We start from the raw sequence: 22796 nt of genomic DNA, 5'->3' as shown, positions 1-22796 counted from the left end.
CGATCCTGCCCGGTCGGGGTAGGCGGCAAGGCTTTAGATTTGGCTAACCGCGGCGTTTACGCTCCCGTGCCAGCAGCTCGGCTTTCCGTTCGGGGCCATAGGCATAGCCGCCGACGCCGCCACCCTGCGGCAGCACCCGGTGGCAGGGGATCACCACCGCCAGCGTATTCGCACCGCAGGCGGTGCCGGCCGCCCGCACCGCGCCGGGCCGCCCGGCCATCGCCGCCAATTCGGCATAGCTGCGCGTCTCGCCGGGCGGGATGCGGCGCAGGGCCTGCCATACCGCCTCCTGGAAGGCGGTCCCGCGCACGTCGAGCGGCAGGTCGGGATCGAGGCCGGGCCGCTCGACGGCCGCGACGACCTGCGCGCCGAGCGCGTCCAGCGCGGCGTCGCCCGGCCGGATATCCGCATGCGGGAAGCGGACGCGAAGGCTGTCCGCGTCCTCGTCGAAGGCGATGCGGCAGATGCCCCGATCGGTCGCGGCGACCAGCAGCGGCCCCAGCGACGTCGCTGAGATCGTCCAGCGGATCGTCTCGCCCGCGCCGCCCGCCTTCCAACGGGCCGGCGCCATGCCCAGCCGCACCGCGGCATCGTCATAGAAGCGGCTCGGCGCGGCATAGCCGGCCGCGTACAGGGCGTCGGTCACGCTGGTCTCCGTGTTGAGGGCCTCGGCCGCGCGGGCGGCGCGCCGGGCGCGGGCATAGGCGGCAGGGCTCACCCCGGTCGCGCGGGTGAAGAGCCGCTGGAAGTGATGCGGCGCATAGCCGACCCGGGCGGCAAGTTCGGCCAGCGAAGGCGTCTCGCCCCGGTCGAGGATCGCGACCGCCTCGCGCACTGCGAGATGGTCGCGCGCCACCGCATCGGGGCGGCACCGGCGACAGGCGCGGAACCCCGCCGCCTCCGCCGCGGCCGCATCATGGTGGAAGGCGACGTTCCGCCGCTGCGGCCGGCGCGCAGGGCAGCTCGGCCGGCAATAGATGCCGGTCGTCCGCACCCCCACGACAAAGCGCCCGTCCGCCGCCCGGTCCCGCCGGTCAAAGGCCGCCCATGCGGCGTCGTCGTCGATCGTCCCGGTCATAGTGCGGGTCTAGACCCGTCCGCGCCGGCGCGCATCCCGGAGGTTGCGGTCAAACTGGGTGGATGGTGCGGGTCCTGACCTCGCCCCTTTGCCGTCATCCCCGCGAAGGCGTGGCTCCAGACGCGCGGGAGCCTTCCGATTTACCCGCAAATGTCAGAGGCTCTGGATTCCCGCCTTCGCGGGAATGACGGGGGAAGGGGCAAGGGGGCAATCACCCTTCACAGCGCCGCCATCTGCCGCTCGTCCTCCGCACCCGCAGCCAGCGAGGCGACGCGGGCGAGGCCGCGGCTGATGTCGCCGCCATATTGCGGGCCGAACACGCGGGCGCGGGTATAGAGGTCGTTCGCCTCGGCATAGCGCCCGGCGGCCTCCGCGCAGAGCGCGCGGTTGAACAGGGTCGGGCCGTGGTCCGGCGCACTCTGGCCCAGCGCGGCGAAGGCGGCGCAGGCGGCGGCCTGATCGCGCTTGGTCAATCGCACCGCGGCGCGGAAGCGGTCGGCATCGTCGGGCGACAGGCCGTTGCGATCCTCCTTGACCCGGATCGTATAGTCCTCGGCATGGGGGGCGAGATCCATCCGCACCTCCTGCGCCACCGATTCCACCATCATCTGCACGCTCGTGTCGACGCTGGTCGGAAAGCCCGAATCCTCGCACCACCAGTCGCTGTCGTTGCGCGTCTTGGGCGCGGCATAGACGGTACGTCCGTCGCGCCATCGGACCATGCGCAGATCGGCATGGAAGTCGACCGTGCGCCGGATGCAGCGGACGCGATAGCGCTCGCGCCGGGTGCACTTGCCCTTCGCATCCTTCTCGACGCAGCGGTCGCGGGTCTCGACATAGGGATAGTCGCTGGCGGAAAAGCCTGCCTGGCCCGACAGCAGTCCATCCGGGCGCAGCGTGGGGGCGACGAGCCGGGCGTGGCGCACGCCGTCGCCGCCCAGCCTGGCAAGCTTGCGTTCGATCGCCTCGCCCAGCGCCTCCCCGGCGGGACCGCCGAGCAGATCGACGCCGATCGTGGGGAGCAGGCTGGCCTCGCGGGCATTGGCGGCATAGACGCCCGCGACCCGCACGGTCTCCGCCGACGCCGGCGCGGCGACCAGCGCTCCAGCCACCACCCACGCCATCGCCGCCCGCCGCATCGCGCGCCCCTCCCGTGCCAAACTTCCCCTCCTTCGTTACGGTTGCGATCCTGAACGATCTATGGCGGAATCGTTCATACAAGTGTCACGCGGTCGGCTTGCATCACCCGCCACCCCATGCTAGCCGCCCGCCAGCCCTTCGACAGGCGCGGTTCCTGCGCCCCGTTTACCATGGGCGAACCCGTTCTGTTGACGAGGAAACGAAGGTCCGTGGAGACATCCGGCGTCTTATCCGGTGGTAATTTGGCCGGCGGCAGCATGGGCGGCATCCAGGCCAGCCTGTCGGGCCGCTACGCCGTCGCGCTGTTCGACCTCGCCCGCGAGGGGAAGGCGATCGATACGGTCGAGGCGAGCCTCGCCACCCTGCGTGACGCGCTCGCCGAGTCGGCGGATCTGCGCGCCCTGACCTCCAGCCCGGTCGTCGGGCGCGAGGCGGCGGCGAAGGCGATCGCGGCATCGGCCGCGGCGCTGGGTCTCGATCCGGTCACCACCAAGTTCCTGGGCGTGCTGGCGCAGAACCGCCGGCTGGGCCAGTTGCCGCAGATCATCCGCGCCTATCGCGACCTTGCCCGCCGGCACCGGGGCGAGGTGAGCGCCGAGGTGGTCAGCGCCCATCCTCTGTCCGGCGATCAGGTCGACGCGCTCAAGCAGCAGCTGCGTACCCGCGTCGGTCGCGAGGTGTCGGTCGACCTGTCGGTCGACCCGCAGATCCTGGGCGGCCTCGTCGTCCGCATCGGTTCCCAGATGATCGACAGCTCGATCCGCACCCGTTTGAATGCGCTCGCCAGCGCGATGAAAGGCTGACGTAATGGATATCCGCGCCGCAGAAATCTCCAAGGTCATCAAGGACCAGATCGCCAATTTCGGCACCGGGGCGCAGGTCTCGGAAACCGGCCAGGTGTTGTCGGTCGGTGACGGCATCGCGCGTATCTACGGCCTCGACAACGTCCAGGCGGGCGAGATGGTCGAGTTCGCCAACGGCGTGCAGGGCATGGCGCTCAATCTCGAGGCCGACAATGTCGGTGTCGTGATCTTCGGCTCGGACGCCGAGATCCGCGAGGGCGACACCGTCAAGCGCACCGGCACCATCGTCGACGTGCCTGTTGGCAAGGGCCTGCTCGGCCGCGTCGTGGACGGCCTCGGCAACCCGATCGACGGCAAGGGCCCGATCGTCAGCGACCAGCGCAGCCGCGTCGAGGTCAAGGCGCCCGGCATCATCCCGCGCCAGTCGGTGTCGGAGCCGATGCAGTCGGGGCTGAAGGCGATCGACGCGCTGGTGCCGGTCGGCCGCGGCCAGCGCGAGCTGATCATCGGCGACCGCCAGACCGGCAAGTCGGCGGTCGCGATCGACACCTTCATCAACCAGAAGACGGTCAACGCCGGCACCGACGAGTCGAAGAAGCTCTACTGCGTCTATGTCGCGGTCGGGCAGAAGCGCTCGACCGTCGCGCAGCTCGTCCGCACGCTGGAGGAGAATGGCGCGATGGAATATTCCATCGTCGTCGCCGCCACCGCCTCGGACCCCGCGCCGCTCCAGTTCCTCGCGCCCTATACCGGCACCGCGATGGGCGAGTATTTCCGCGACAACGGCATGCACGCGCTGATCGTGTTCGACGATCTGTCGAAGCAGGCGGTGGCCTATCGGCAGATGTCGCTGCTGCTGCGCCGTCCGCCGGGCCGCGAGGCCTATCCGGGCGACGTCTTCTACCTCCACTCGCGCCTGCTGGAGCGCGCCGCCAAGATGTCGGACGCGAACGGCGGCGGTTCGCTGACCGCGCTGCCGATCATCGAGACGCAGGCGGGCGACGTGTCGGCCTATATCCCGACCAACGTGATCTCGATCACCGACGGCCAGATCTTCCTCGAGACCGACCTGTTCTTCGCCGGCATCCGCCCGGCGATCAATGTCGGCCTGTCGGTCAGCCGCGTCGGCTCGGCCGCGCAGACCAAGGCGATGAAGAAGGTCGCCGGCTCGATCAAGCTCGAGCTCGCCCAGTATCGCGAGATGGCGGCGTTCGCGCAGTTCGGCTCGGACCTCGACGCCTCGACCCAGAAGCTGCTCAACCGCGGCGCCCGGCTGACCGAGCTGCTCAAGCAGCCGCAGTTCAACCCGATGCCGTTCGAGGAGCAGGTCGCCTCTATCTTCGCGGGAACGCAGGGCTATCTGGACACCGTCCCGGTCAACGCCGTCGTCCGCTACGAGGCGGCGATGCTGCAGGACCTGCGCGCCAACCATGCGGGCGTTCTCGCCAAGATCCGCGACACGCGCGATCTGGGCGACGAGGCGAAGGCGGGGCTGAAGGCCGCGCTGGACCAGTTCGCGAAGACGTTCGCCTGAATCCGCGTCACCCCAGCGAAGGCTGGGGTCTCGCAGTAACGGGGAGACCCCAGCCTCCGCTGGGGTGACGGTAGGGAAGACATGGCGTCACTGAAGGCCCTCAAGGTCCGGATCAACTCGGTCAAGTCGACCCAGAAGATCACCAAGGCGATGAAGATGGTCGCCGCGGCCAAGCTGCGCCGGGCGCAGGAGGCTGCGCAGAACGGCCGCCCCTATGCCGAGCGGCTCGAAGCCGTGATGGCCAGCCTCGCCAGCCGGGTGGGCGGCGTCGGCGCGTCGCCGCTGCTCGCGGGTACGGGCAAGGATCAGGTCCAGCTGATCGTCGTCGCCACCTCCGAGCGGGGACTGGCCGGTGCGTTCAACTCGAACATCGTCCGCGCCGCGCGCCGCAAGGCCGACGAGCTGACCGCGCAGGGCAAGACGGTGAAGTTCTACATCGCCGGCAAGAAGGGCCGCGTGCTGCGCCGCTTCTTCCCCAATGCGATCCTCGCCGATCACGAGATGGGCCACATCAAGACGGTGGCGTTCGACGATGCACGCGTCATCGCCGACGATCTGATCGCCCGCTATCTGAAGGGCGAGTTCGACGTCGCGCACCTGTTCTTCTCCAAGTTCGTCTCGGCGCTGAACCAGGAGCCGACCGGCATCCAGATCATCCCGGTGCCGCTGCCCGAGAAGCAACCGGCTGCGGCGGGCGCGGGTGCGGTGGTCGAGTATGAGCCGGACGAGGAGTCGATCCTCGCCGACCTGCTGCCGCGCAACGTCGCGATCCAGATCTTCCGCGCGCTGCTGGAAAATGCGGCGTCGGAGCAGGGCAGCCGGATGAACGCGATGGACAATGCGACCCGCAACGCGGGCGACATGATCAATCGCCTGTCGATCCAGTATAACCGCACCCGCCAGGCGGCGATCACGACCGAGCTGGTCGAGATCATCTCCGGCGCGGAGGCGTTGTAACAACCTACACGTCGCCCCTGCGCAAGGCAGGGGCCTCGTGCCGCAAGCGACACTCCCGCGGAGGGAGATCCCGGCCTTCGCCGGGATGACGAGTAGAAGGCAAGGAACGAAGCGATGGCCACCGCCGCAGACGACATCCGCCCGACCCAGTCGACGGGCGCCACCAACAATGTCGGCACGATCGCCCAGGTGATCGGCGCCGTCGTCGACGTCCACTTCCCCGAGCAGCTGCCGGCGATCCTGTCGGCGCTGGAGACCGACAATAACGGCAACCGGCTGGTGCTGGAGGTCGCGCAGCATCTGGGCGAGAACACCGTCCGCACGATCGCGATGGACTCGACCGAGGGGCTGACCCGCGGCCAGACCGTCAACGACACCGGCGCGCAGATCTCGGTCCCGGTCGGTCCGGCAACGCTGGGCCGCATCATGAACGTCGTCGGCGAGCCGATCGACGAGCGCGGCCCCGTCGGCACCCAGCTTCGCGCGCCGATCCACGCCAAGGCGCCCGAGTTCGTCGAGCAGTCGACCGAGAGCGCGATCCTCGTCACCGGCATCAAGGTCATCGACCTGCTCGCCCCCTACGCGAAGGGCGGCAAGATCGGCCTGTTCGGCGGCGCGGGCGTCGGCAAGACCGTGCTGATCCAGGAGCTGATCAACAACATCGCCAAGGGCCATGGCGGCACCTCGGTGTTCGCAGGCGTCGGCGAGCGGACCCGCGAGGGCAACGACCTCTATCACGAGTTCCTCGACGCGGGCGTCATCGCCAAGGATGCCGAGGGCAACGCGATCAGCGAGGGCTCGAAGGTCGCGCTGGTCTATGGCCAGATGAACGAGCCGCCGGGCGCGCGTGCCCGCGTGGCGCTGTCGGGCCTGACCATCGCGGAATATTTCCGCGATCAGGAAGGGCAGGACGTGCTGTTCTTCGTCGACAACATCTTCCGCTTCACCCAGGCGGGCGCGGAAGTGTCGGCGCTGCTCGGCCGCATCCCCTCGGCGGTGGGCTATCAGCCGACCCTGTCGACCGACATGGGTGCGCTGCAGGAGCGGATCACCTCGACCAACAAGGGGTCGATCACCTCGGTGCAGGCCGTCTACGTCCCCGCGGACGACCTGACCGATCCGGCCCCGGCGACCTCCTTCGCGCACCTCGACGCCACCACCGTGCTGAGCCGCGCGATCTCGGAGCTGGGCATCTATCCGGCGGTGGATCCGCTGGACTCGACCAGCCGCGTGCTGGAGCCGCGCGTCGTCGGCCAGGAGCATTACGAGACGGCGCGCGCCGTCCAGTCGCTGCTCCAGCGCTACAAGAGCCTGCAGGACATCATCGCGATCCTGGGCATGGACGAGCTGTCCGAAGAGGATAAGCTGACCGTCCAGCGCGCCCGCAAGATCCAGCGCTTCCTGTCGCAGCCCTTCCACGTCGCCGAGGTGTTCACCGGCATCTCGGGCAAGTTCGTGCAGATCGAGGATACGATCCGCAGCTTCAAGGGCGTGGTGAACGGCGAATACGACCATCTGCCCGAGGCTGCCTTCTACATGGTCGGCGGCATCGACGAGGCGGTCGCCAAGGCCGAGAAGCTGGCCCAGGAGGCGTAAGCCACGATGTTCCCCTCCCCTGTGCGGGAGGGGCTAGGGGTGGAGCCGTCTGCGGGCGGCCTGCCCCGACCCGGCCAACCCCCAACCCCTCCCGCGAGCGGGAGGGGAGCAGGTATCGAAATGCTGCACTTCGAACTCGTCACCCCCGAAAAGCTCCTCCGCTCGGAGGAGGTCCATATGGTCACGGTGCCCGGCACCGAGGGCGACTTCGCGGTGCTGGAGGGCCATGCGCCCTTCATGTCGACGATCCGCGACGGCCAGATCCTGATCCAGCGATCACCCGGCGCCGCGCCGGAGTCGATCGCGATTCGCGGCGGCTTCGCCGAGGTCAGCGCCAAGGGCCTGACCGTGCTCGCGGAGCATGCGGGGTAACGGCTTCTATTCCGGAGTGTGTCGCACCGGACTAGCGCAACCGATATTCGTCGCCCCAGCGCAGGCTGGGGCCTCTCTCGGCTTAAGCGCTCCGATCGCCCCAGATCCCAGCCTGCGCTGGGATGACGTGCGTTTGAGGCATAAGAACCCTCACCCCCGCGGCAACGGCCGCCCGCATCCCATCCGCCGCATCTCCGCCAGCCGTGCGTTCGTCGGCCGTCGCTTGTCGAAGGCATAGCCGAACGGCGGCAGGTCGAAGCGTTGCAGGTCGCGATCCGTCACCACCACCACCGATCGCGTCGCGCACAGCCGCGCCAGCGCATCCGCCGGGACATAGGCGAGGTCCGCCAGCACCGGTCGCTGGCTCGGCCCCGCCGCCGGATCGAAGCGGACGATGTCGCTGATATAGGTCTGGTGCGAGGTATCGATCAGCACGACATCCGCATCCACCGCGCGCACCGCCCGATAGGCGGCCTCATAGGGCGCGGCATAGGCCATGCTCCGCCAGCTCGCATAGGGCAGGGTGACGACGAGCGCGAAGGCGGTGCTGCCCCATAGCGCGGCGCGTGGCAGCGGCCGTCCCCGCTTCGCCTCCAGCGCCAGCCAGCCTTGCGCCGCAAGCAGGCAGAACGGGCCGATCATTCCGTGAAGATAGCGATAGCCGAAGCCATGTTCCTGTTCCGGCAGGACGAGCAGCGCAATGGCGCAGGAGATGGCGCCGCCCCGCAGCGCCGGATGCGCCGTCCGCCATGCCGCGACGATGCCGATCGCCGCCAGCGGGGCGAGCAGGACGTTCTGCCACGCGACGAACCGCGCCAGGTGGCGCAACATGTCCTGACGCAGGATGCGCACCAGCCGCCCGGTGATCTCGCCCGCCGCGCGCTCCGCCACCTGCCCGGTGGCCTGCGCCGCCTGTACCGGGTCGAACAGCCGGGGGATGAGGTCGCGCCAGCCGATCTGCCAGACGATATAGCCCGCCACGGCGCCCGTCAGCAGGATCGCCAGCATGCGCCAGTCCCGCCGCAGGGCCGTCGCGATCAGGAAGCCGCTGAGGAAGATCAGGTGGAAATGCACCTGATGGAGCCCGATCGCCACCACCGTCAGCCCCGCCGCCGCCCAGTGCCAGCGCCGCTCCTGCCGCACGAAACAGGCGAGCCACAGCGCGTTGATCGCCAGGTGCGCGGTCATCGCGAAGGGCGACATGGCGGTCACCAGCGCCTGCGTCGACGTGGCGGCCAGCACCAGCGCCACCGTCGCCGCTTCGGGACGTTCCGGCCAGATCCGCCGCGCCGCCGACCAGAGCGCGAGCAGCCCGATCGCGAGCAGCACCGGGCTGGCCAGCCAGCTGTCGCCCGTTAGCATCGCGATCGCGCGGATCGCCGAATTACCCGGCAGATAGTCCGACACCCAATAGCCGGTGGCCGGATAGACGTTGGTGAAGACCGGCATCATCGCCTTGGCGAGCGGGATCAGGTCGGGCGGGATCGCCTGGCCCATATGCCCGCTCGCCAGATAGGCGGCGGCGAAATCGGCCATCTGCTCGTCGCGGCTGACCGCATAACGATGCAGCACCAACCAGCTGCCGGCATAGGCCAGCAGCCCCGCACCAACCGCCAGCGCCGCCGCCCGGCCGCGCGTCAGCCCGGCCACGCCGCGCACGTGGCGGACCCGTGCGAAGCCGAACAAGGCCAGCCCGCCCGCGGCGAGCAGCGGCAGATCCTGGGTCAGGAAATAGTAATAGGGCAGGTCGTCATTGCCCTTGCCGAGGATGAAGGCGGTGACGATCGCCAACGCCGCCAGCTGGAACAGCGCCATGCGGCGCAGCCACCCGGCCCATGGATCGGCATCGACAGGGCGGGGCAGGGCATCGGAAACCATGTCCGACGCCTAGGAGAACAGGGTTAACGGGGCGTAATCACAGGAAGTTATAGGGGTCCACATCCACCGCCACCCGCGCCTTTGCGCTCCAGTCGAGTCCGCCCAGCCAGTCGCGGATCACGTCCTGCACGTCGAGCGCGCGCCGCGCATGGACGAGCAGCCGATAGCGATGCCGCCCGCGCAGCATCGCGAGCGGCGCGGGGGCGGGACCATAGACCGCCATCCCCTCCACCCGCGGCGCCGACGCACCGACCAGCCGCGCGGTCTCCTGCGCCACCGCCTGATCCTCGGACGAGACGATGATCGCGGCATAGCGGCCGAAGGGCGGCGCACCGGCATCGCGCCGCGCTTCGGTTTCCGCTTCGTAGAAGGCGTCGGCCTCGCCCGTCACCAACGCCTGCATCACTTGCGCGTTCGGGGCATGGGTCTGGATCAGCACATGGCCGGGCTTCTCGCCGCGCCCCGCCCGGCCCGACACCTGGCGGATCTGCTGGAAGGTCCGCTCGGCGGCGCGCAGGTCGCCGCCCTCCAGCCCCAGATCGGCATCGACCACGCCCACCAGCGTCAGGTTAGGGAAGTGATAGCCCTTGGTGACGAGCTGGGTGCCGACGACGATGTCGATATCGCCCGCCTCCATCCGCCCGACGAACTCGGCGGCCTTGGCGGGTGACCAGATCGTGTCGCTGGTCACCACCGCGGTCTTCGCCTCGGGGAAGAGCAGCGCCACCTCGTCGGCGATCCGCTCCACGCCCGGGCCGCAGGCGACCAGCGAGTCCTCGCTCTGGCATTCGGGGCAGGCGCGCGGCACCGGCTCGACATGGCCGCAATGATGGCAGGCGAGCCGCCGCGTCAGCCGGTGCTCGACCATCCAGGCGGTGCAATTGGGGCATTGGAAACGATGCCCGCAGGTCCGGCACAGGGTCAGCGGCGCATAGCCGCGACGGTTGAGGAACAGCAGCGACTGTTCGCGCCGCTCCAGCCGCTCGGCCAGCATCCTGACCAGCTTGGGCGCGAGCCAGCGCCCGCGTTCGGGCGGGGTGGCGATCAGGTCGATCGGCTCGATCGTCGGCAGCTCGGCGGGGCCGTAGCGACCGGGCAGCTGCACCTCGGCATAGCGACCCAGCGCCACCTGCTGGCGCGTCTCGATCGCCGGGGTCGCGCTGGCGAGGATCACCGGGCAGCTTTCGAACTTGCCCCGCATCACCGCCACGTCGCGCGCGTGATAATGGACGCCGTCTTCCTGCTTGAAGCTCGTCTCGTGCGCCTCGTCGACGACGATCAGGCCGAGATTGCGATAGGGCAGGAACAGCGCCGAGCGTGCGCCCACCGTCACCAGCGCCTCGCCGCTCGCGATCGCGCGCCACGCCCGGCGGCGCTGGGTCGAGCGCAGCCCCGAATGCCACGCCACCGGCTCGCAGCCGAACCGGTCGTGGAAGCGCTTCAGGAACGGCTCGGTCAGCGCGATCTCCGGCAGCAGGACGATCGTCTGCCGTCCCAGCCGGATCGCTTCCGCCACTGCCTCGAAATAGGTCTCGGTCTTGCCCGATCCGGTCACCCCGTCCAGCAGCGTCGGGGCGAAGCGATGGGCGGTGACATCGGCGACCAGCCGGTCGGCTGCGGCGCGTTGGTCGTCGGACAGGACGGGCGCGCCATAAGCGGGATCGGGCAGGGGAAAGGGGCTGTCGATGTCCACCTCCACCCCTTCCAGCGCACCCGCCTTGACCAGCCCGCGGATCACCGCGTCGGAGACGTCGGCGGTCATCGCCAGCTCGCGGATCAGCCCCTGCCGGTCGCCGATCCGCTCCAGCGCCTGCGCGCGTTGCGGCGTCAGCCGGTCGGGCACATCGCCGGTCGCGCGATATTCCGTGACGCTGCGCGCGCCTTCCAGCGCGGAGGTCGAGGACAGGCACATGCGCAGCACCGCGGCCGGCGGCGCGAGATAATAGGCGGCGGTCCACTCGACCAGCCGGCGCAACGCCTCGCCGAGCGGCGGCACGTCGGCGCGGGCGAGCAACGGGCGCAGGCGATTGTCGCCCACCTCCGCCTCCGACGGCATATATTCGGGTTCCCAGACCACGCCGAGAAGCTGGCGGGGACCGAGCGGCGCGACGACGATCGATCCGGGCTCTACCGTCATCCCGTGCGGCACCCGATAGTCGAGCGGACCAAGCGCCGAATTGAGGATCAGGACACGGGCGCGGGACATGGTGCCGCTATATGGGGCGGCGGCACGGTCGGGGAAAGGCAGGGCGGACGCGACCGGTCCTCCGGGCCTGCACCGTGGCAAACCTAATGGATGTTAGAACTGTCTCGCGACGGAACAATGCAATCGATTATGCCGGACATTTCGGCGGAAAAACGAACAATCTGAGTCAGATAGCTCGATTGACTCCCCTTCTTGTTCTGTTCAGGGATTGGTTGCCGGGGACGGGCCGAGGGGGCTTCGGGGCCCGGCAGGGGAGACTATCATGCGCAAGACACTCGCGGCCGCTCTGGCCGGTGCGATGCTGCTGGCCGCTGCGCCGGCCGCCGCAGCCAGCTTCTATGTCGAGCTGGGCACCGTGCCCAACCCGAACGGTGGCGGCACCAACGACATTCCCAAGTTCAAGTTCGTCAACGACACGACCACCGGCACCAACCTGCTGCCGACCATCACCTCGCTGACGCTGACGCTGGATGCGACGACTGCCTTTACCTTCGGTTCGGTGAGCAATTTCGGGGCGGGTTCGGCCGGCATCGGCCTCGGCGGCGACGGCAGCCCGGCGGCGAGCAACCCCGCGGTGACCGCGACGTCGAAGGTGGTGACGCTCAACTATGGCGCGACCGCGTTCGATCCGGGTGCCTATTCGGTGTTCTCGATCGACATGGGTCCGGGCACCGTCAACTATCGCAACGCGCTGTTCGCCGGCACCAACACCGCGGTCGCGCAGTTCAGCGACGGCACCAGCGCGCAGGTGACCTTCTCGGGCGACGTCAACTCGACGGATCGCTTCTACACCTTCAACTCGACCCCCATCACCACGGCGGTGCCGGAACCGGCGACCTGGGCGATGATGCTGCTCGGCTTCGGCATGGTCGGCGCGACCGCGCGCTATCGCCGCCGCAACAGCGCCGTGCGCTTCGCCTGATCGTCTCGGGCCAGACGATCGAGGGGGCCGCCGGAGCGATCCGGCGGCCCCTTTCATGTCAGGCGTAGCGGACCGCTTGCCGCTGCCGCTGCGCGACGCCGACGACCGCCGTGATGCGCGGCAAGGTGCATGGGCTCCTTCGCTAAATCGGGTAGGCGCGGGGCCGGGCCTCGCCGATCGTGCGCACCATATTCGCGACATTGCGCTATGATCCGGCCATGGCCGGCCTTCCGCATCCGCTCGCGACCCAGTTCGCCGCGCATCTCGCCCGCGACCGGCGACGCTCGCCGCACACGGTGCGCGCCTATCATGCGACGGCGGAGCGCCTGCTCGGCTTCCTGGCGCGGCACTGGGGCGGAGCGGTCGATGCGGCCGCGCTGGCGGCGATCGGGACCGCGGACCTGCGCGCCTATCTCGCCCATCGTCGCGGCGAGGGGCTGACCAACGCCTCGGCCGCGCGCGAACTGTCGGCGGTGCGCGGCTTCCTGGCCTTTGCCGGCATCGTCGTCCCGCCGCTCAAGGGCCCGCGCAAGGCGCGCGCGGTGCCGCGCCCGGTCAGCCCCGACGACATTGTCGCGCTGGCCGGAGAGGTGGCGGACGAGGCGCGCGAGCCCTGGATCGCCGCACGCGACTGGGCGGTTCTGATGCTGCTCTATGGCGCGGGGCTGCGCATCGGCGAGGCGCTGGCGCTGACCGGCGGCATCCTGCCGCTGGGCGAGACCCTCGCGGTGACCGGCAAGCGGGCCAGAACCCGGACGGTGCCGCTGCTGCCCCAGGTCCGCGCCGCGGTGGAGGCCTATGCCCGCCAATCGCCCTGGCCGATCGTCCGCGCCGAGCCGCTGTTCCGCGGCGCGCGGGGCGGTCCGCTCGATCCCGCGATCATCCGGCGCGCCGTGCAGGGGGCGCGGGGCCGGCTGGGGCTGGGCGAACGCACCACGCCGCACGCGCTCCGCCACAGCTTCGCGACCCATCTGCTGGGCCGCGGCGCGGACCTGCGCGCGTTGCAGGAACTGCTCGGCCATGCGAGCCTCGCCTCGACCCAGATCTACACGGCCGTCGATGCGGCGCACCTGCTCGACGTCTACCGCAACGCGCATCCGCGGGCGTGAGGGGGTGGGCTGAGGCTCGCGCGATCTGCCCCAGATGCACGAAACCCGGCGACGGCCTTCGCCGCGCCGGGTTCCGCCTCATCGATGGGATGGGCTTATGCCACCGCAGCCTTCAGCGCGTAGACCAGATCGGTGCGCTCCCAGGTGAACAGGTCACCCTCCGGCTCGCGGCCGAAATGGCCGTACGCCGCCGACTTCACATAGATGGGGGCGTTGAGCTTCAGATGCTGGCGGATGCCCTTGGGCGTCAGGCGGACGAGGCGCGGCAGCACCTCTTCCAGCTTCGCCTCGTCGACAGTGCCTGTGCCGTGCGTGTCGACATAGACCGAGAGCGGCTCGGCGACGCCGATCGCATAGGAGAGCTGGATCGTGCACCGCTTGGCGAGCCCCGCGGCGACGACGTTCTTGGCGAGATAGCGCGCGACATAGGCGGCCGAGCGATCGACCTTGGTCGGATCCTTGCCGCTGAACGCGCCGCCGCCATGCGGGGCCGCGCCGCCATAGGTGTCGACGATGATCTTGCGCCCGGTCAGGCCCGCGTCACCGTCCGGCCCGCCGATCTCGAACGCGCCGGTGGGATTGATATAGACCTTGGTCGCGTCGGTGACGAAGCCGTCGGGCAGCACGCTCGTCAGCACGCCCGCGACATAGCTGCGCAGTTCCTCGTACTTGGCCGGATCGGCGTTCTGGCCCTGCAGGCAATAGCCCGCCTTGTGCTGGGTCGAGACGACCAGCGCGGTCGCGCGGACCGGCACGCCATTCTCGTATTGCAGCGTGACCTGGCTCTTGGCGTCCGGCTCCAGGAAGGGGGCCTTGCCCGAATGCCGGTCGGCCGCCATCGTCTCGAGGATCTTGTGGCTGTAATAGAGCGTCGCCGGCATCAGCCCGGGCGTTTCGTCGGTCGCATAGCCGAACATGATGCCCTGGTCGCCCGCGCCCTCGTCCTTGTTGGCGCCCTCGTCCACGCCCATCGCGATTTCCGCCGACTGGCCGTGCAAATTGTTCTCGAAGGTGAATTCGTTCCAGTGGAAGCCCGACTGCTCGTAGCCGATCCGCTTCACCGTGGCGCGGACCGCCGCCTCGATCTCGGCGAGCGCGCCCTCGGCCCATTCGCCATTCTCGTACACGCCGCGGCAGCGAATCTCGCCCGCCAGCACGACGAGATTGGTGGTGGTCAGCGTCTCGCAGGCGATCCGCGCCTCCGGGTCCTTGGACAGGAACAGGTCGACGATCGTGTCGCTGATCTGGTCGGCGACCTTGTCCGGGTGCCCTTCCGACACCGATTCGGAGGTGAAGATGTAGGAAGAGCGCATCGGGGCCTCATAACGATATAAAGATAGCTTTATATCGGCTCCTATCGCGCCCGCCGTTGAATGGCAATCGCAGCGGTGAGAAGCATTGCTGCGACGATCGCGGCCATCGCATTGCCGACCCGCGCGAACAGGGTCGGGGGCAGGGCGGGGGGGACCGGCGCCTCGATCGCGCCGGCGGTCTCGTGCGGAACGGTGGCGAGCAGGCGGCCGTCGGCGGCGATGATCGCCGAGATGCCGGTCGGGGTCGCGCGGACGATCGGCAGCCCCTCCTCGATCGCGCGCAGCCGCGCCTGCGCCAGATGCTGGGGCGGGCCCCAGCGGCCGAACCAGGCGTCGTTCGACGGATTGAAGATCAGCCGCGGCCGACGTGCTTCGTCGACCACCCGACCGGAGAAGATGATCTCGTAGCAGATCTGCACGCCCACCGGTCCGAACGCCGGCCAGTCGAGCGCGCGCGGGCCGGGGCCGGGAGTGAAGTCCATGTCGCCGGGCACCAGCCGCGCGAGGCCGAGGGGCTTCAGCAGCCACGGCATCGGCAGATATTCGCCATAGGGAACGAGATGCGCCTTGTCGTAGGTGCCGTGGATCTGCGCGTCGGGGCCGATCGCCAGCACCGCATTGGCCGCGCCGGTCAGATCGTCCTTGCGGTCGAAGGCGAGCCGGTTGGCATTGGTCATCACCATGTCGCGCGGGCCGAGCACATCGGCGATCCGGGACCGCAGCGGAAAGGGTCGGCGGTCGCCGTAGATATAGTCGGGATAGCCGCTTTCGAGCAGGTCGAGGATCAGCCCCTCCGGCCAGACGACCAGCCGCGGCACCGGCCCGGGCCGGCCCGACAGGCGGATCAGCGTCTGAAGCGAGCGCTCGCCCGCATTGGTGCGCGCCTCGTTGCCGATATTCGGCTGGATCACGCGGACGCGGGGCGCGCTGGCGGGCGCGGCGGGTGCACCGGTCCACAGGGCGGAGAGGGCGGCAAGCGCGGCGGCGGGCAGCGCGACCGCCGGCAGCGCCCAGCGGCGCTGTACGAGCAGCAGCAGCGCCCCCGCGAGCACGATTGTCAGCCCCGACAGCGCATAGGTGCCGATCAGCGCCGATACGCGCGCGATCCCGATCACCGGCAGCCACATCACCGCCAGCGGATCCCAGGCATAGCCGGTGAACAGGATCGCGCGGAGATATTCGGTTCCGATCCATGCGGCGGCGAAGATTAGGACGTACGAGGCATCAGGCCGCTTGCCCGGCCCGCGCACCCGCCACGCGATCCCGGCCGCGACCATGGGAAACACCGCCAGATACAGCGCCAGCCCGACCGCGGCAAAATAGCCCAGCACCGGCGGCATCTTGTCCTGAAAGTCGAAGGCGTGCTGGAACCAGTTGTTGTTGATCGTGAAATGCCCCAGCCCGAACAGCCACCCGCGCCACAGCGCGGACCGCTGCGTGGGCGCGGCATGGACCAGCGCCATCCATCCCGCCAAACAGGCCAGCGCCAGCGGCCACAGGTCGAGCGGCGCGAACCCGCACGCGGCAAACGCGCCGAGCAGGATGCAGACGAGGGCGGGAAGGCGGGTCATGGCGCGACCTATGGGTGGTGTATGTGTCATCCGCAATGCGGGGGCAAAGCCCAGAGGCCACGATCGCGGTCGATGTCGGGCGAGCCGGGTGCCGCTGATCCGCTATCCGGCCCGTTTTCCGCGGCCGGCTGGCGAGCGTCACGGCGTGTCCCTTGCGACCGCAGCAAGGCTCCGCCCGCGCGCCATATCCTTGGGGCGGCCGAAAGCCGCAAGTATCGCCTGTAGCTCGCGTCTTTCCGGGATGAAGACCATCCCGCCTTCAACCGCGATCGCCTGTCGTGTTGCCGGGCGGACCGTTCGCCAGATGCCGTCGCACTGGTGGTGGAAGTCGGCCATGAACTCCACCGGCAATCCGGTCCCGAGCCAGATGCCGAAAAGGCTGGATCGGAACGCCGCATTGCCCGATCCCCGGCGCAGCGGGACACCGACTCCCGGCAGGATGCGCTCTGCATCGGCAACGCTCAGCAACACGTCCACATCCGCCACATCGCCCGGATCGGCACCGTGAAGGGCGACCGCGGCGCTCCCGATGATCCACCAGTCATCCTGCGCGCCAGCCATGACGCAACTGATCGCGCGCAACGATGCGGACAGAGCCGGAGAGACTGCCATGTGCTCGGTATAGCAGCCGAACCCTTCTTTGGGGATGCGCATATGGCTAATCGTGGCTCAGCGCCTCAAACCATTGGCTCTGTAGAACGCGGTCAATTCCGCTGCGGAGTCGATCTCCACCTTGGGCAGGCTGATGCCGTCGATCATCGTACGATAGCGGCGGCGATTGGCTCTGGTCGCGAACAGGATGTGATGGATCATGTCCCATTTCACCGTATCCAGCCCGCCCTCCAGAGCGCCGCGCCGCTCGCGCTCGAACCAACAGCGCCGCACATAGCGGAACAGGCTGGTCGCGGTCGGAACGTCGAGCAGGATGAGGCCGGTCGCCCTCTCCAGCCTCTGCGGGAGAAGCCGGGTGTAGTTGCCGTCGATCACCCAACGCTCGCTGGCGATCGCCGCATCATGCAGCTCGGCGAACTCTTCGGGCGGGCGTGGAACCCAGTCGGTATGCGGAAGATGATGCAGCCGATCGAGATGGACGATTTCCAGCCCCTTCGCCCGCCCGATCGCATCCGCCAAGGTGGACTTGCCGCTGTTCGACGGTCCCATGATGCAGATGCGCGTGCCCAGATCGTTCAGCATCATAACCCCGTCTTTCTTAAACCAGAGCCAATGAAGGAAGCCGATAGCCACCAAGCCCCTTTCTCTCCGTTCCCTGCCATACTCACTTGGTGTAGGCTGCCGGCCATGATCCCCCATCCTCACGGACGTCGCTGAACCATGGGTCAGCCGATCTCACTCGATATCCCGCACTCGCTCGGCAAGGCGGGGGTGCGGCAGCGGCTCGACAGCGGGATCAGCCGGATCACGGAGAAGATTCCCGGAGGCGGCCATGTGACGCATCGATGGGAGGGCGACACGATGCACTTCACGGTCAGCGCGATGGGCCAGCAGATCGCCTCCACCGCGACGGTATTCGAGGACAAGGTCCATGCGGTCGTCGACCTGCCCGCGTTCCTCGGCCTGTTCGCCGGGCAAGTGAAGGCGGTGATCGAGCGGGAAGCGCCCAAGCTTTTGAAGTAGCGATCAGTCCGGCGGCTCGCCCTTGTAGTCGGGAACGTCGACGCACCATTGTCGCGGACAGGCGAGCGGCGGGGGCAGGGGCTTGCCGCGCATCTGGAACATGACCGGAATGATGATCGGGATGTCGGCACGATCGGTCGTGTCCTCGCGCACCGGGCGAATGCGGAAGCGTTCGGACAAGCGGACGGCAGCGGCGCCGAAGCCCAGATCGGCAGGCGCTTCGGCGATCGCCTGACAGCGTTCGGGCTGACCCGGTCGTGGCACGATGCAGGCGAGAAGCGCACGGCCCGACACGTTGGCGGCCAGCCCGGCATTCGGGAAATAGCGACGCATCTCGCGCCAGCCGGGCTGGTAAATCCACCGCGCGCGGCGCATCGATCCGCCACCGCCGCCCTTGCCCGCTCCCGAGCCGCTGCCCGTCCCGGTGCCGCTCCCGCCGCCCTGTCCCCCAAAGCCGGCGACTTCGCCGTCGAGGTCCGGCCCGGGCAGCAGCGCACCCGACAGGGGAAGGGGCGCGCTGGACACCAGAGTCGCGTCGAAGCCGGGCTGGCGGTCCGGCGGGGCAAAGACGGGGGCGGTGATCTGCGGTGTGGCAGGGCGCCCGCCGCCCGGCGAGACGGGTCGGAGCGCCGCGGGTGCGCGTGTCACGATGCGCTGCTGCGGCCGTTCGACCGGGGCGACGGGATCGGATCGGGGCGACGCAGTAGGGAGCGGCACCGCAAATACCGACAGGGCGCGATCGTCTCGCACGGCGATGTCCGCCTTCGGGGCCGACAGCAGCGCCAGCAGCGCCGCGACGTGGAGCAGCGCAACTCCCGTCAGGATCGCACCGCGGGCGGAACGAGGCAGGGGCGAGTGGGATCGGCGATGCTTCGGTCGCACGCCGGCCGCCATCGCCTATCGGGTCGCGACCGTCCCGGCGGGGCTGACCCGCCACACCCGGTTCCCCACATCGTCCGCGACCAGCAGCGCGCCCGCCTTGTCGCCGATCACCCCGACCGGCCGGCCCATGGCGTCGCCATCGGCGGTGAGGAAGCCGGTCAGTACGTCGACCGGCTTGGCGCCCGCGACCGGATAGCCGCTGGCCGCGAAGGGAACGTAGACGACCTTGTAGCCCGAGACCGGCTTGCGGTTCCACGAGCCGTGTTCGCCGACGAACGCGCCGCTGCCGAACCGCCCGCCCAGCTTTACGTCGCCGGAGAAGGCAAGGCCAAGTGCGGCGACATGAGGTCCGAGGGCATAGTCGGGCCGCTTGGAATATTCCTGCAGCGCGGTGTTGCGCGGCTCGACCCGGTCGTCACGATAGCCGCCCCAATAATACCAGGGCCAGCCGAAATGGTCGCCGAATTCGACCTGGGTCAGATAGTCGGGGGCGAGGTCGGAACCGAGCATGTCGCGCTCGTTCACGACCGTCCACGGATTGCCGGTGACCGGGTTGATCGCCATGCCGACCGGGTTGCGCAGGCCCGCGCCGTAGATGCGCCAGTGGCCGTCAGGCCAGACCTGAAGGATGTTGGCGCGATACTTCTCCGCCTCCATCCCGTTTTCGGCGATGTTGCTCGACGAGCCGACGCTGACGAACAGCGTCTTGCCGTCCGCCGAGGCGATCACGTTGCGCGCCCAGTGGTTGCCCCCGGGATTGAGCTTGACCACCGTCTCCGGCTTCGCGTTGATCCGGGTCTGGCCGTCGCGATAGGGGACGCGGACGAGCGCGTCTGTATTGGCGATGTAGAGCTGGCCGTCCAGCAGCGCCATGCCGAAGGGCGAGTTGAGCCCGGTCATGAACACGCTGCGCTGCTCCGCCACCCCGTCGCCATTCGCGTCGCGGAGCAGGGTGATGCGGTTGGCGGAGGGCACGCCCGCACCCGCCCGGCCCATCAACAGGCGCATAATCCAGCCCTGGATGCCGCCGCCCTCGCGTGGAGGGCTGTTGGTCTCGGCCACCAGCACGTCGCCATTGGGCAGGCGATAGAGCCAGCGTGGATGGTCCAGCCCCTCGGCAAAGGCGGCGACCTTCAGCCCGTCCGCAGCCTTCGGCGTGGTGCCGGCGGGCCAGCCGACGACCTTGGCGACCTTCACCGTCGGAATGGTCTGGACGCGCGGGGCGGTGATGTCTGGCCGGGTGCCCGCCACCGCCTCGACCGGCAGCTTCGCCGTGTCGGGCCAGGCGAACCAGGCGAGGATGCCGGCAAGGGCCAGAAGGATGATCGCCGCGATGGCGAGGACGTGCCGCTTCATGCGACCATGATAGGCGGGCAGGCCGCGGGAACCAAGGCGGCGGGCGGCGACGAAATCCAAAAAAAAGCCGCCGGTGCGGGGAGGACGCACCGACGGTCGAGAGAGGGCAATCAGGCGCCGAGATCGTAGCGGTCGGCGTTCATCACCTTGGTCCAGGCCTTGACGAAGTCGCGGACGAACACCTCCTTCGCGTCGTCGCAGGCATAGACCTCCGCCAGCGCGCGCAGCTGCGAGTTGGAGCCGAACACCAGATCGGTGCGCGAAGCGGTCCACTTCTGCTCATGGGTGTCGCGATCGGTGCCGACGAACTCCTGGTCGCTCTCGTCGCTGACCTGCTTCCACGCCGTGCCCATGTCGAGCAGGTTGACGAAGAAGTCGTTGGTCAGCTGGCCCGGACGATCGGTGAAGACGCCGTGCTGCGCCGCCTTGGGATGATTGGCGCCGAGCACGCGCAGGCCGCCGACCAGCACCGTCATCTCCGGCGCGGACAGGCCGAGCAGCTGCGCGCGGTCGACCATCAGCTCCTCGGTCGGCACGTTGAACTGCACCTGCAGATAGTTGCGGAAGGCGTCGGCGCGCGGTTCGAGCACGTCGAAGCTCTCGGCGTCGGTCTGCTCCGCCGTCGCATCGGTGCGGCCGGGAGTGAAGGGGACCTCGATCGCATGGCCGGCCGCCTTCGCCGCCGCCTCGATTCCGACCGAGCCGCCCAGCACGATCAGGTCGGCTATCGACACCTTCTTCGCGCCCTTCGCGTCGAAGTCGGCCTTGATCCCCTCATAGACGCCGAGGACCTTCGCAAGCTGCTCGGGCTGATTGACGTCCCAGTCCTTCTGCGGCGCCAGCCGGATGCGCGCACCGTTGGCGCCGCCACGATGGTCCGACCCGCGCCAGGTCGAGGCGGAGGCCCAGGCGGTCGTCACCAGCTCGGACGTCGACAGGCCCGAATTTGCGATCGCCGCCTTGAGATCGGCGACGTCGCCCGCCTCGATCTGCGGATAGTCAGCCTTGGGCACCGGATCCTGCCAGATCAGGTCTTCCTGCGGCACTTCGGGGCCGAGCAGGCGCACCTTCGGACCCATGTCGCGATGGGTCAGCTTGAACCACGCCCGCGCCCACGTGTCCGCGAAATAGGCGGGGTCGGCGCGGAATTTCTGGCAGATGGCGTTGTAGGCCGGGTCGACCTTCAGCGCCATGTCGGCGGTCGACATCATCGTCGGCACCTTCTTGCCCGGCGTATGGGCGGCCGGGGCCAGCGTATCCTCCGGATTGCCGACCGGCTGCCACTGATGCGCGCCGGCCGGGCTCTTCACCAGCTCATATTCATGGTCGAACAGCATGTCGAAATAGGTCATGTCCCAGGTCGTCGGGGTCGGCGTCCAGGCGCCTTCCAGACCCGAGGTGATGGTGTGATCGCCCATGCCGCTCTCATGCGTCGACGCCCAACCGAGGCCCTGCGAGGCAATGTCGGCGCCCTCAGGCTCCTTGCCGACCAGCTTCGGATCGCCCGCACCATGCGCCTTGCCGAAGGTATGGCCGCCGGCGGTGAGCGCGACGGTCTCCTCGTCGTTCATGCCCATGCGGGCGAAGGTCTCGCGCATGTCGCGCGCCGAGCCCTGCGGCATCGGGCAGCCGCCCGGGCCTTCGGGGTTCACATAGATGAGGCCGTGCTGGATCGCGGCGAGCGGGCTCTCGAGCGCCAGTCCCGCCTCCTCGTCGATGCGGGTCTGGCCGAGCCATTCCTCCTCGGTGCCCCAATAGACGTCCTTCTCGGGCTCGAACACGTCCTCACGCCCGCCGCCGAAGCCGAAGGTCGGGCCGCCCATCGACTCGATCGCGACATTGCCGGCGAGGATGAACATGTCCGCCCAGCTCAGCTTGCGGCCGTATTTCTGCTTGATCGGCCAGAGCAGGCGGCGCGCCTTGTCGAGATTGCCGTTGTCGGGCCAGGAGTTGAGCGGCGCGAACCGCTGCTGCCCCGCCGCCGAGCCGCCGCGCCCGTCGCCGGTGCGATAGGTGCCGGCCGAGTGCCACGCCATGCGGATGAAGAAGGGGCCGTAATGCCCGTAATCGGCGGGCCACCACGGCTTGCTGTCGGTCATCAGCGCGGTCAGGTCCGCCTTCACCGCGGCATAGTCCAGGCTGTTGAATTCCTTGCGATAGTCGAAGTCGTCGCCCATCGGATTGCCGCTGACGCCCTTCTGGTGAAGGATGTCGATCGACAGCGATTCCGGCCACCAGTCCTTCGCCGTCCGGCCCAGCAGGGTGCGCATCGCTTTGGGCTGCTTGCCCGGATCGTTGATCGGGCTACCCGTGGTAATTGCGTCCACCGTCTCTCTCCTCGGTTCTGTCATCCCGGCCCGCGCCGACCCTGCGTGCAACGCGCCTATGACGCCAGTGCTACCGCAGCTCGACTGATCGGGAAACGTATAATCGTGAAACCAGTG

19 protein-coding genes are annotated in these 22796 nt (G+C 69.0%); 8 read left to right on the top strand and 11 right to left on the bottom strand.

Features of this window, described 5'->3' with window-relative positions; all coding sequences use genetic code 11:
* Nucleotides 1-43 precede the first annotated feature (43 nt).
* Both ada and IEX18_RS02790 read right to left on the bottom strand, forming a co-directional pair.
* Complete coding sequence (gene ada / locus IEX18_RS02795) at nucleotides 44-1078, bottom strand: bifunctional DNA-binding transcriptional regulator/O6-methylguanine-DNA methyltransferase Ada (RefSeq protein ID WP_188657127.1); 1035 nt, start codon at nucleotides 1076-1078, stop codon at nucleotides 44-46.
* A gap of 218 nt (nucleotides 1079-1296) precedes the next feature.
* Nucleotides 1297-2238: a hypothetical protein gene (locus IEX18_RS02790; RefSeq protein ID WP_229664322.1), complete on the bottom strand. Its 942-nt coding sequence runs from the start codon at nucleotides 2236-2238 to the stop codon at nucleotides 1297-1299.
* Between the two features lie 237 nt (nucleotides 2239-2475).
* On the opposite strand from IEX18_RS02790, the gene IEX18_RS02785 reads away from it, so the two are divergent.
* The 5 genes from IEX18_RS02785 (at nucleotide 2476) to IEX18_RS02765 (ending at nucleotide 7480) form a co-directional block, all read left to right on the top strand.
* Nucleotides 2476-3021: a F0F1 ATP synthase subunit delta gene (locus IEX18_RS02785; protein ID WP_229664400.1), complete on the top strand. Its 546-nt coding sequence runs from the start codon at nucleotides 2476-2478 to the stop codon at nucleotides 3019-3021.
* 4 nt (nucleotides 3022-3025) lie between these two features.
* Entirely contained in the window at nucleotides 3026-4555 is a 1530-nt protein-coding gene (gene atpA / locus IEX18_RS02780) for a F0F1 ATP synthase subunit alpha (RefSeq protein WP_188657125.1), read from the top strand.
* Nucleotides 4556-4636: 81 nt separating this feature from the next.
* Nucleotides 4637-5512 (top strand): F0F1 ATP synthase subunit gamma, encoded by an 876-nt coding sequence (locus tag IEX18_RS02775; RefSeq protein WP_188657124.1) that lies wholly within the window; start codon nucleotides 4637-4639, stop codon nucleotides 5510-5512.
* 114 nt (nucleotides 5513-5626) lie between these two features.
* Nucleotides 5627-7108, top strand: a complete 1482-nt coding sequence (gene atpD, locus IEX18_RS02770) for a F0F1 ATP synthase subunit beta (protein ID WP_188657123.1) — start codon at nucleotides 5627-5629, stop codon at nucleotides 7106-7108.
* A gap of 120 nt (nucleotides 7109-7228) precedes the next feature.
* Nucleotides 7229-7480: an ATP synthase F1 subunit epsilon gene (locus IEX18_RS02765; protein WP_188657122.1), complete on the top strand. Its 252-nt coding sequence runs from the start codon at nucleotides 7229-7231 to the stop codon at nucleotides 7478-7480.
* A gap of 150 nt (nucleotides 7481-7630) precedes the next feature.
* Here IEX18_RS02765 and IEX18_RS02760 read toward each other — a convergent pair whose 3' ends face one another.
* A complete protein-coding gene (locus tag IEX18_RS02760) occupies nucleotides 7631-9358 on the bottom strand; it encodes a hypothetical protein (RefSeq protein ID WP_188657121.1) in 1728 nt (575 codons plus the stop codon).
* 37 nt (nucleotides 9359-9395) lie between these two features.
* Nucleotides 9396-11564 (bottom strand): primosomal protein N', encoded by a 2169-nt coding sequence (locus IEX18_RS02755; RefSeq protein WP_188657120.1) that lies wholly within the window; start codon nucleotides 11562-11564, stop codon nucleotides 9396-9398.
* A gap of 262 nt (nucleotides 11565-11826) precedes the next feature.
* On the opposite strand from IEX18_RS02755, the gene IEX18_RS18510 reads away from it, so the two are divergent.
* Nucleotides 11827-12486 (top strand): PEPxxWA-CTERM sorting domain-containing protein, encoded by a 660-nt coding sequence (locus IEX18_RS18510; RefSeq protein WP_229664321.1) that lies wholly within the window; start codon nucleotides 11827-11829, stop codon nucleotides 12484-12486.
* A 218-nt stretch (nucleotides 12487-12704) separates the two neighbouring features.
* Nucleotides 12705-13595 (top strand): tyrosine recombinase XerC, encoded by an 891-nt coding sequence (locus tag IEX18_RS02745; RefSeq protein ID WP_188657119.1) that lies wholly within the window; start codon nucleotides 12705-12707, stop codon nucleotides 13593-13595.
* Between the two features lie 95 nt (nucleotides 13596-13690).
* On the opposite strand, the gene metK is transcribed toward IEX18_RS02745, so the two are convergent.
* From metK to IEX18_RS02725, 4 genes are all read right to left on the bottom strand, one after another.
* Nucleotides 13691-14908, bottom strand: coding sequence for a methionine adenosyltransferase (gene metK / locus IEX18_RS02740; protein ID WP_188657118.1), 1218 nt, complete (start codon nucleotides 14906-14908; stop codon nucleotides 13691-13693).
* Between the two features lie 41 nt (nucleotides 14909-14949).
* Nucleotides 14950-16479, bottom strand: a complete 1530-nt coding sequence (gene lnt, locus IEX18_RS02735; protein WP_188657117.1) for an apolipoprotein N-acyltransferase — start codon at nucleotides 16477-16479, stop codon at nucleotides 14950-14952.
* A gap of 138 nt (nucleotides 16480-16617) precedes the next feature.
* The gene (locus IEX18_RS02730) at nucleotides 16618-17091 is read right to left on the bottom strand and encodes a hypothetical protein (RefSeq protein ID WP_188657116.1); all 474 of its coding nucleotides are present in this window, start codon (nucleotides 17089-17091) and stop codon (nucleotides 16618-16620) included.
* A gap of 57 nt (nucleotides 17092-17148) precedes the next feature.
* The gene (locus IEX18_RS02725; RefSeq protein WP_188657115.1) at nucleotides 17149-17676 is read right to left on the bottom strand and encodes a P-loop NTPase family protein; all 528 of its coding nucleotides are present in this window, start codon (nucleotides 17674-17676) and stop codon (nucleotides 17149-17151) included.
* A gap of 135 nt (nucleotides 17677-17811) precedes the next feature.
* Between IEX18_RS02725 and IEX18_RS02720 the strand changes: the two genes are divergently transcribed.
* The gene (locus IEX18_RS02720; protein WP_188657114.1) at nucleotides 17812-18114 is read left to right on the top strand and encodes a polyhydroxyalkanoic acid system family protein; all 303 of its coding nucleotides are present in this window, start codon (nucleotides 17812-17814) and stop codon (nucleotides 18112-18114) included.
* A gap of 3 nt (nucleotides 18115-18117) precedes the next feature.
* Here IEX18_RS02720 and IEX18_RS02715 read toward each other — a convergent pair whose 3' ends face one another.
* The 3 genes from IEX18_RS02715 to katG form a co-directional block, all read right to left on the bottom strand.
* Nucleotides 18118-18996 (bottom strand): hypothetical protein, encoded by an 879-nt coding sequence (locus IEX18_RS02715; protein ID WP_188657113.1) that lies wholly within the window; start codon nucleotides 18994-18996, stop codon nucleotides 18118-18120.
* A gap of 15 nt (nucleotides 18997-19011) precedes the next feature.
* The gene (locus IEX18_RS02710) at nucleotides 19012-20352 is read right to left on the bottom strand and encodes a PQQ-dependent sugar dehydrogenase (protein ID WP_188657112.1); all 1341 of its coding nucleotides are present in this window, start codon (nucleotides 20350-20352) and stop codon (nucleotides 19012-19014) included.
* A gap of 110 nt (nucleotides 20353-20462) precedes the next feature.
* The gene (gene katG / locus IEX18_RS02705) at nucleotides 20463-22679 is read right to left on the bottom strand and encodes a catalase/peroxidase HPI (RefSeq protein WP_188657111.1); all 2217 of its coding nucleotides are present in this window, start codon (nucleotides 22677-22679) and stop codon (nucleotides 20463-20465) included.
* Between the last annotated feature and the right edge of the window lie 117 nt (nucleotides 22680-22796).

This window comes from Sphingomonas metalli (genome assembly GCF_014641735.1).
GTDB classification, from domain to species: domain Bacteria; phylum Pseudomonadota; class Alphaproteobacteria; order Sphingomonadales; family Sphingomonadaceae; genus Sphingomonas; species Sphingomonas metalli.
This window is presented reverse-complemented; position numbering and strand designations above follow the sequence as displayed.

Bases quoted from the DNA above. Each gene is read 5' to 3' on its own strand.
- IEX18_RS02785 (WP_229664400.1), top strand. From the start codon at position 2,476: ATGGGCGGCATCCAGGCCAGCCTGTCGGGCCGCTACGCCGTCGCGCTG.
- atpA (WP_188657125.1), top strand. From the start codon at position 3,026: ATGGATATCCGCGCCGCAGAAATCTCCAAGGTCATCAAGGACCAGATC.
- IEX18_RS18510 (WP_229664321.1), top strand. From the start codon at position 11,827: ATGCGCAAGACACTCGCGGCCGCTCTGGCCGGTGCGATGCTGCTGGCC.
- IEX18_RS02720 (WP_188657114.1), top strand. From the start codon at position 17,812: ATGGGTCAGCCGATCTCACTCGATATCCCGCACTCGCTCGGCAAGGCG.
- IEX18_RS02745 (WP_188657119.1), top strand. From the start codon at position 12,705: ATGGCCGGCCTTCCGCATCCGCTCGCGACCCAGTTCGCCGCGCATCTC.
- lnt (WP_188657117.1), bottom strand. From the start codon at position 16,479: ATGACCCGCCTTCCCGCCCTCGTCTGCATCCTGCTCGGCGCGTTTGCC.
- IEX18_RS02725 (WP_188657115.1), bottom strand. From the start codon at position 17,676: ATGATGCTGAACGATCTGGGCACGCGCATCTGCATCATGGGACCGTCG.
- IEX18_RS02755 (WP_188657120.1), bottom strand. From the start codon at position 11,564: ATGTCCCGCGCCCGTGTCCTGATCCTCAATTCGGCGCTTGGTCCGCTC.
- IEX18_RS02760 (WP_188657121.1), bottom strand. From the start codon at position 9,358: ATGGTTTCCGATGCCCTGCCCCGCCCTGTCGATGCCGATCCATGGGCC.
- IEX18_RS02710 (WP_188657112.1), bottom strand. From the start codon at position 20,352: ATGAAGCGGCACGTCCTCGCCATCGCGGCGATCATCCTTCTGGCCCTT.
- IEX18_RS02765 (WP_188657122.1), top strand. From the start codon at position 7,229: ATGCTGCACTTCGAACTCGTCACCCCCGAAAAGCTCCTCCGCTCGGAG.
- IEX18_RS02730 (WP_188657116.1), bottom strand. From the start codon at position 17,091: ATGGCAGTCTCTCCGGCTCTGTCCGCATCGTTGCGCGCGATCAGTTGC.
- metK (WP_188657118.1), bottom strand. From the start codon at position 14,908: ATGCGCTCTTCCTACATCTTCACCTCCGAATCGGTGTCGGAAGGGCAC.
- ada (WP_188657127.1), bottom strand. From the start codon at position 1,078: ATGACCGGGACGATCGACGACGACGCCGCATGGGCGGCCTTTGACCGG.
- atpD (WP_188657123.1), top strand. From the start codon at position 5,627: ATGGCCACCGCCGCAGACGACATCCGCCCGACCCAGTCGACGGGCGCC.
- IEX18_RS02775 (WP_188657124.1), top strand. From the start codon at position 4,637: ATGGCGTCACTGAAGGCCCTCAAGGTCCGGATCAACTCGGTCAAGTCG.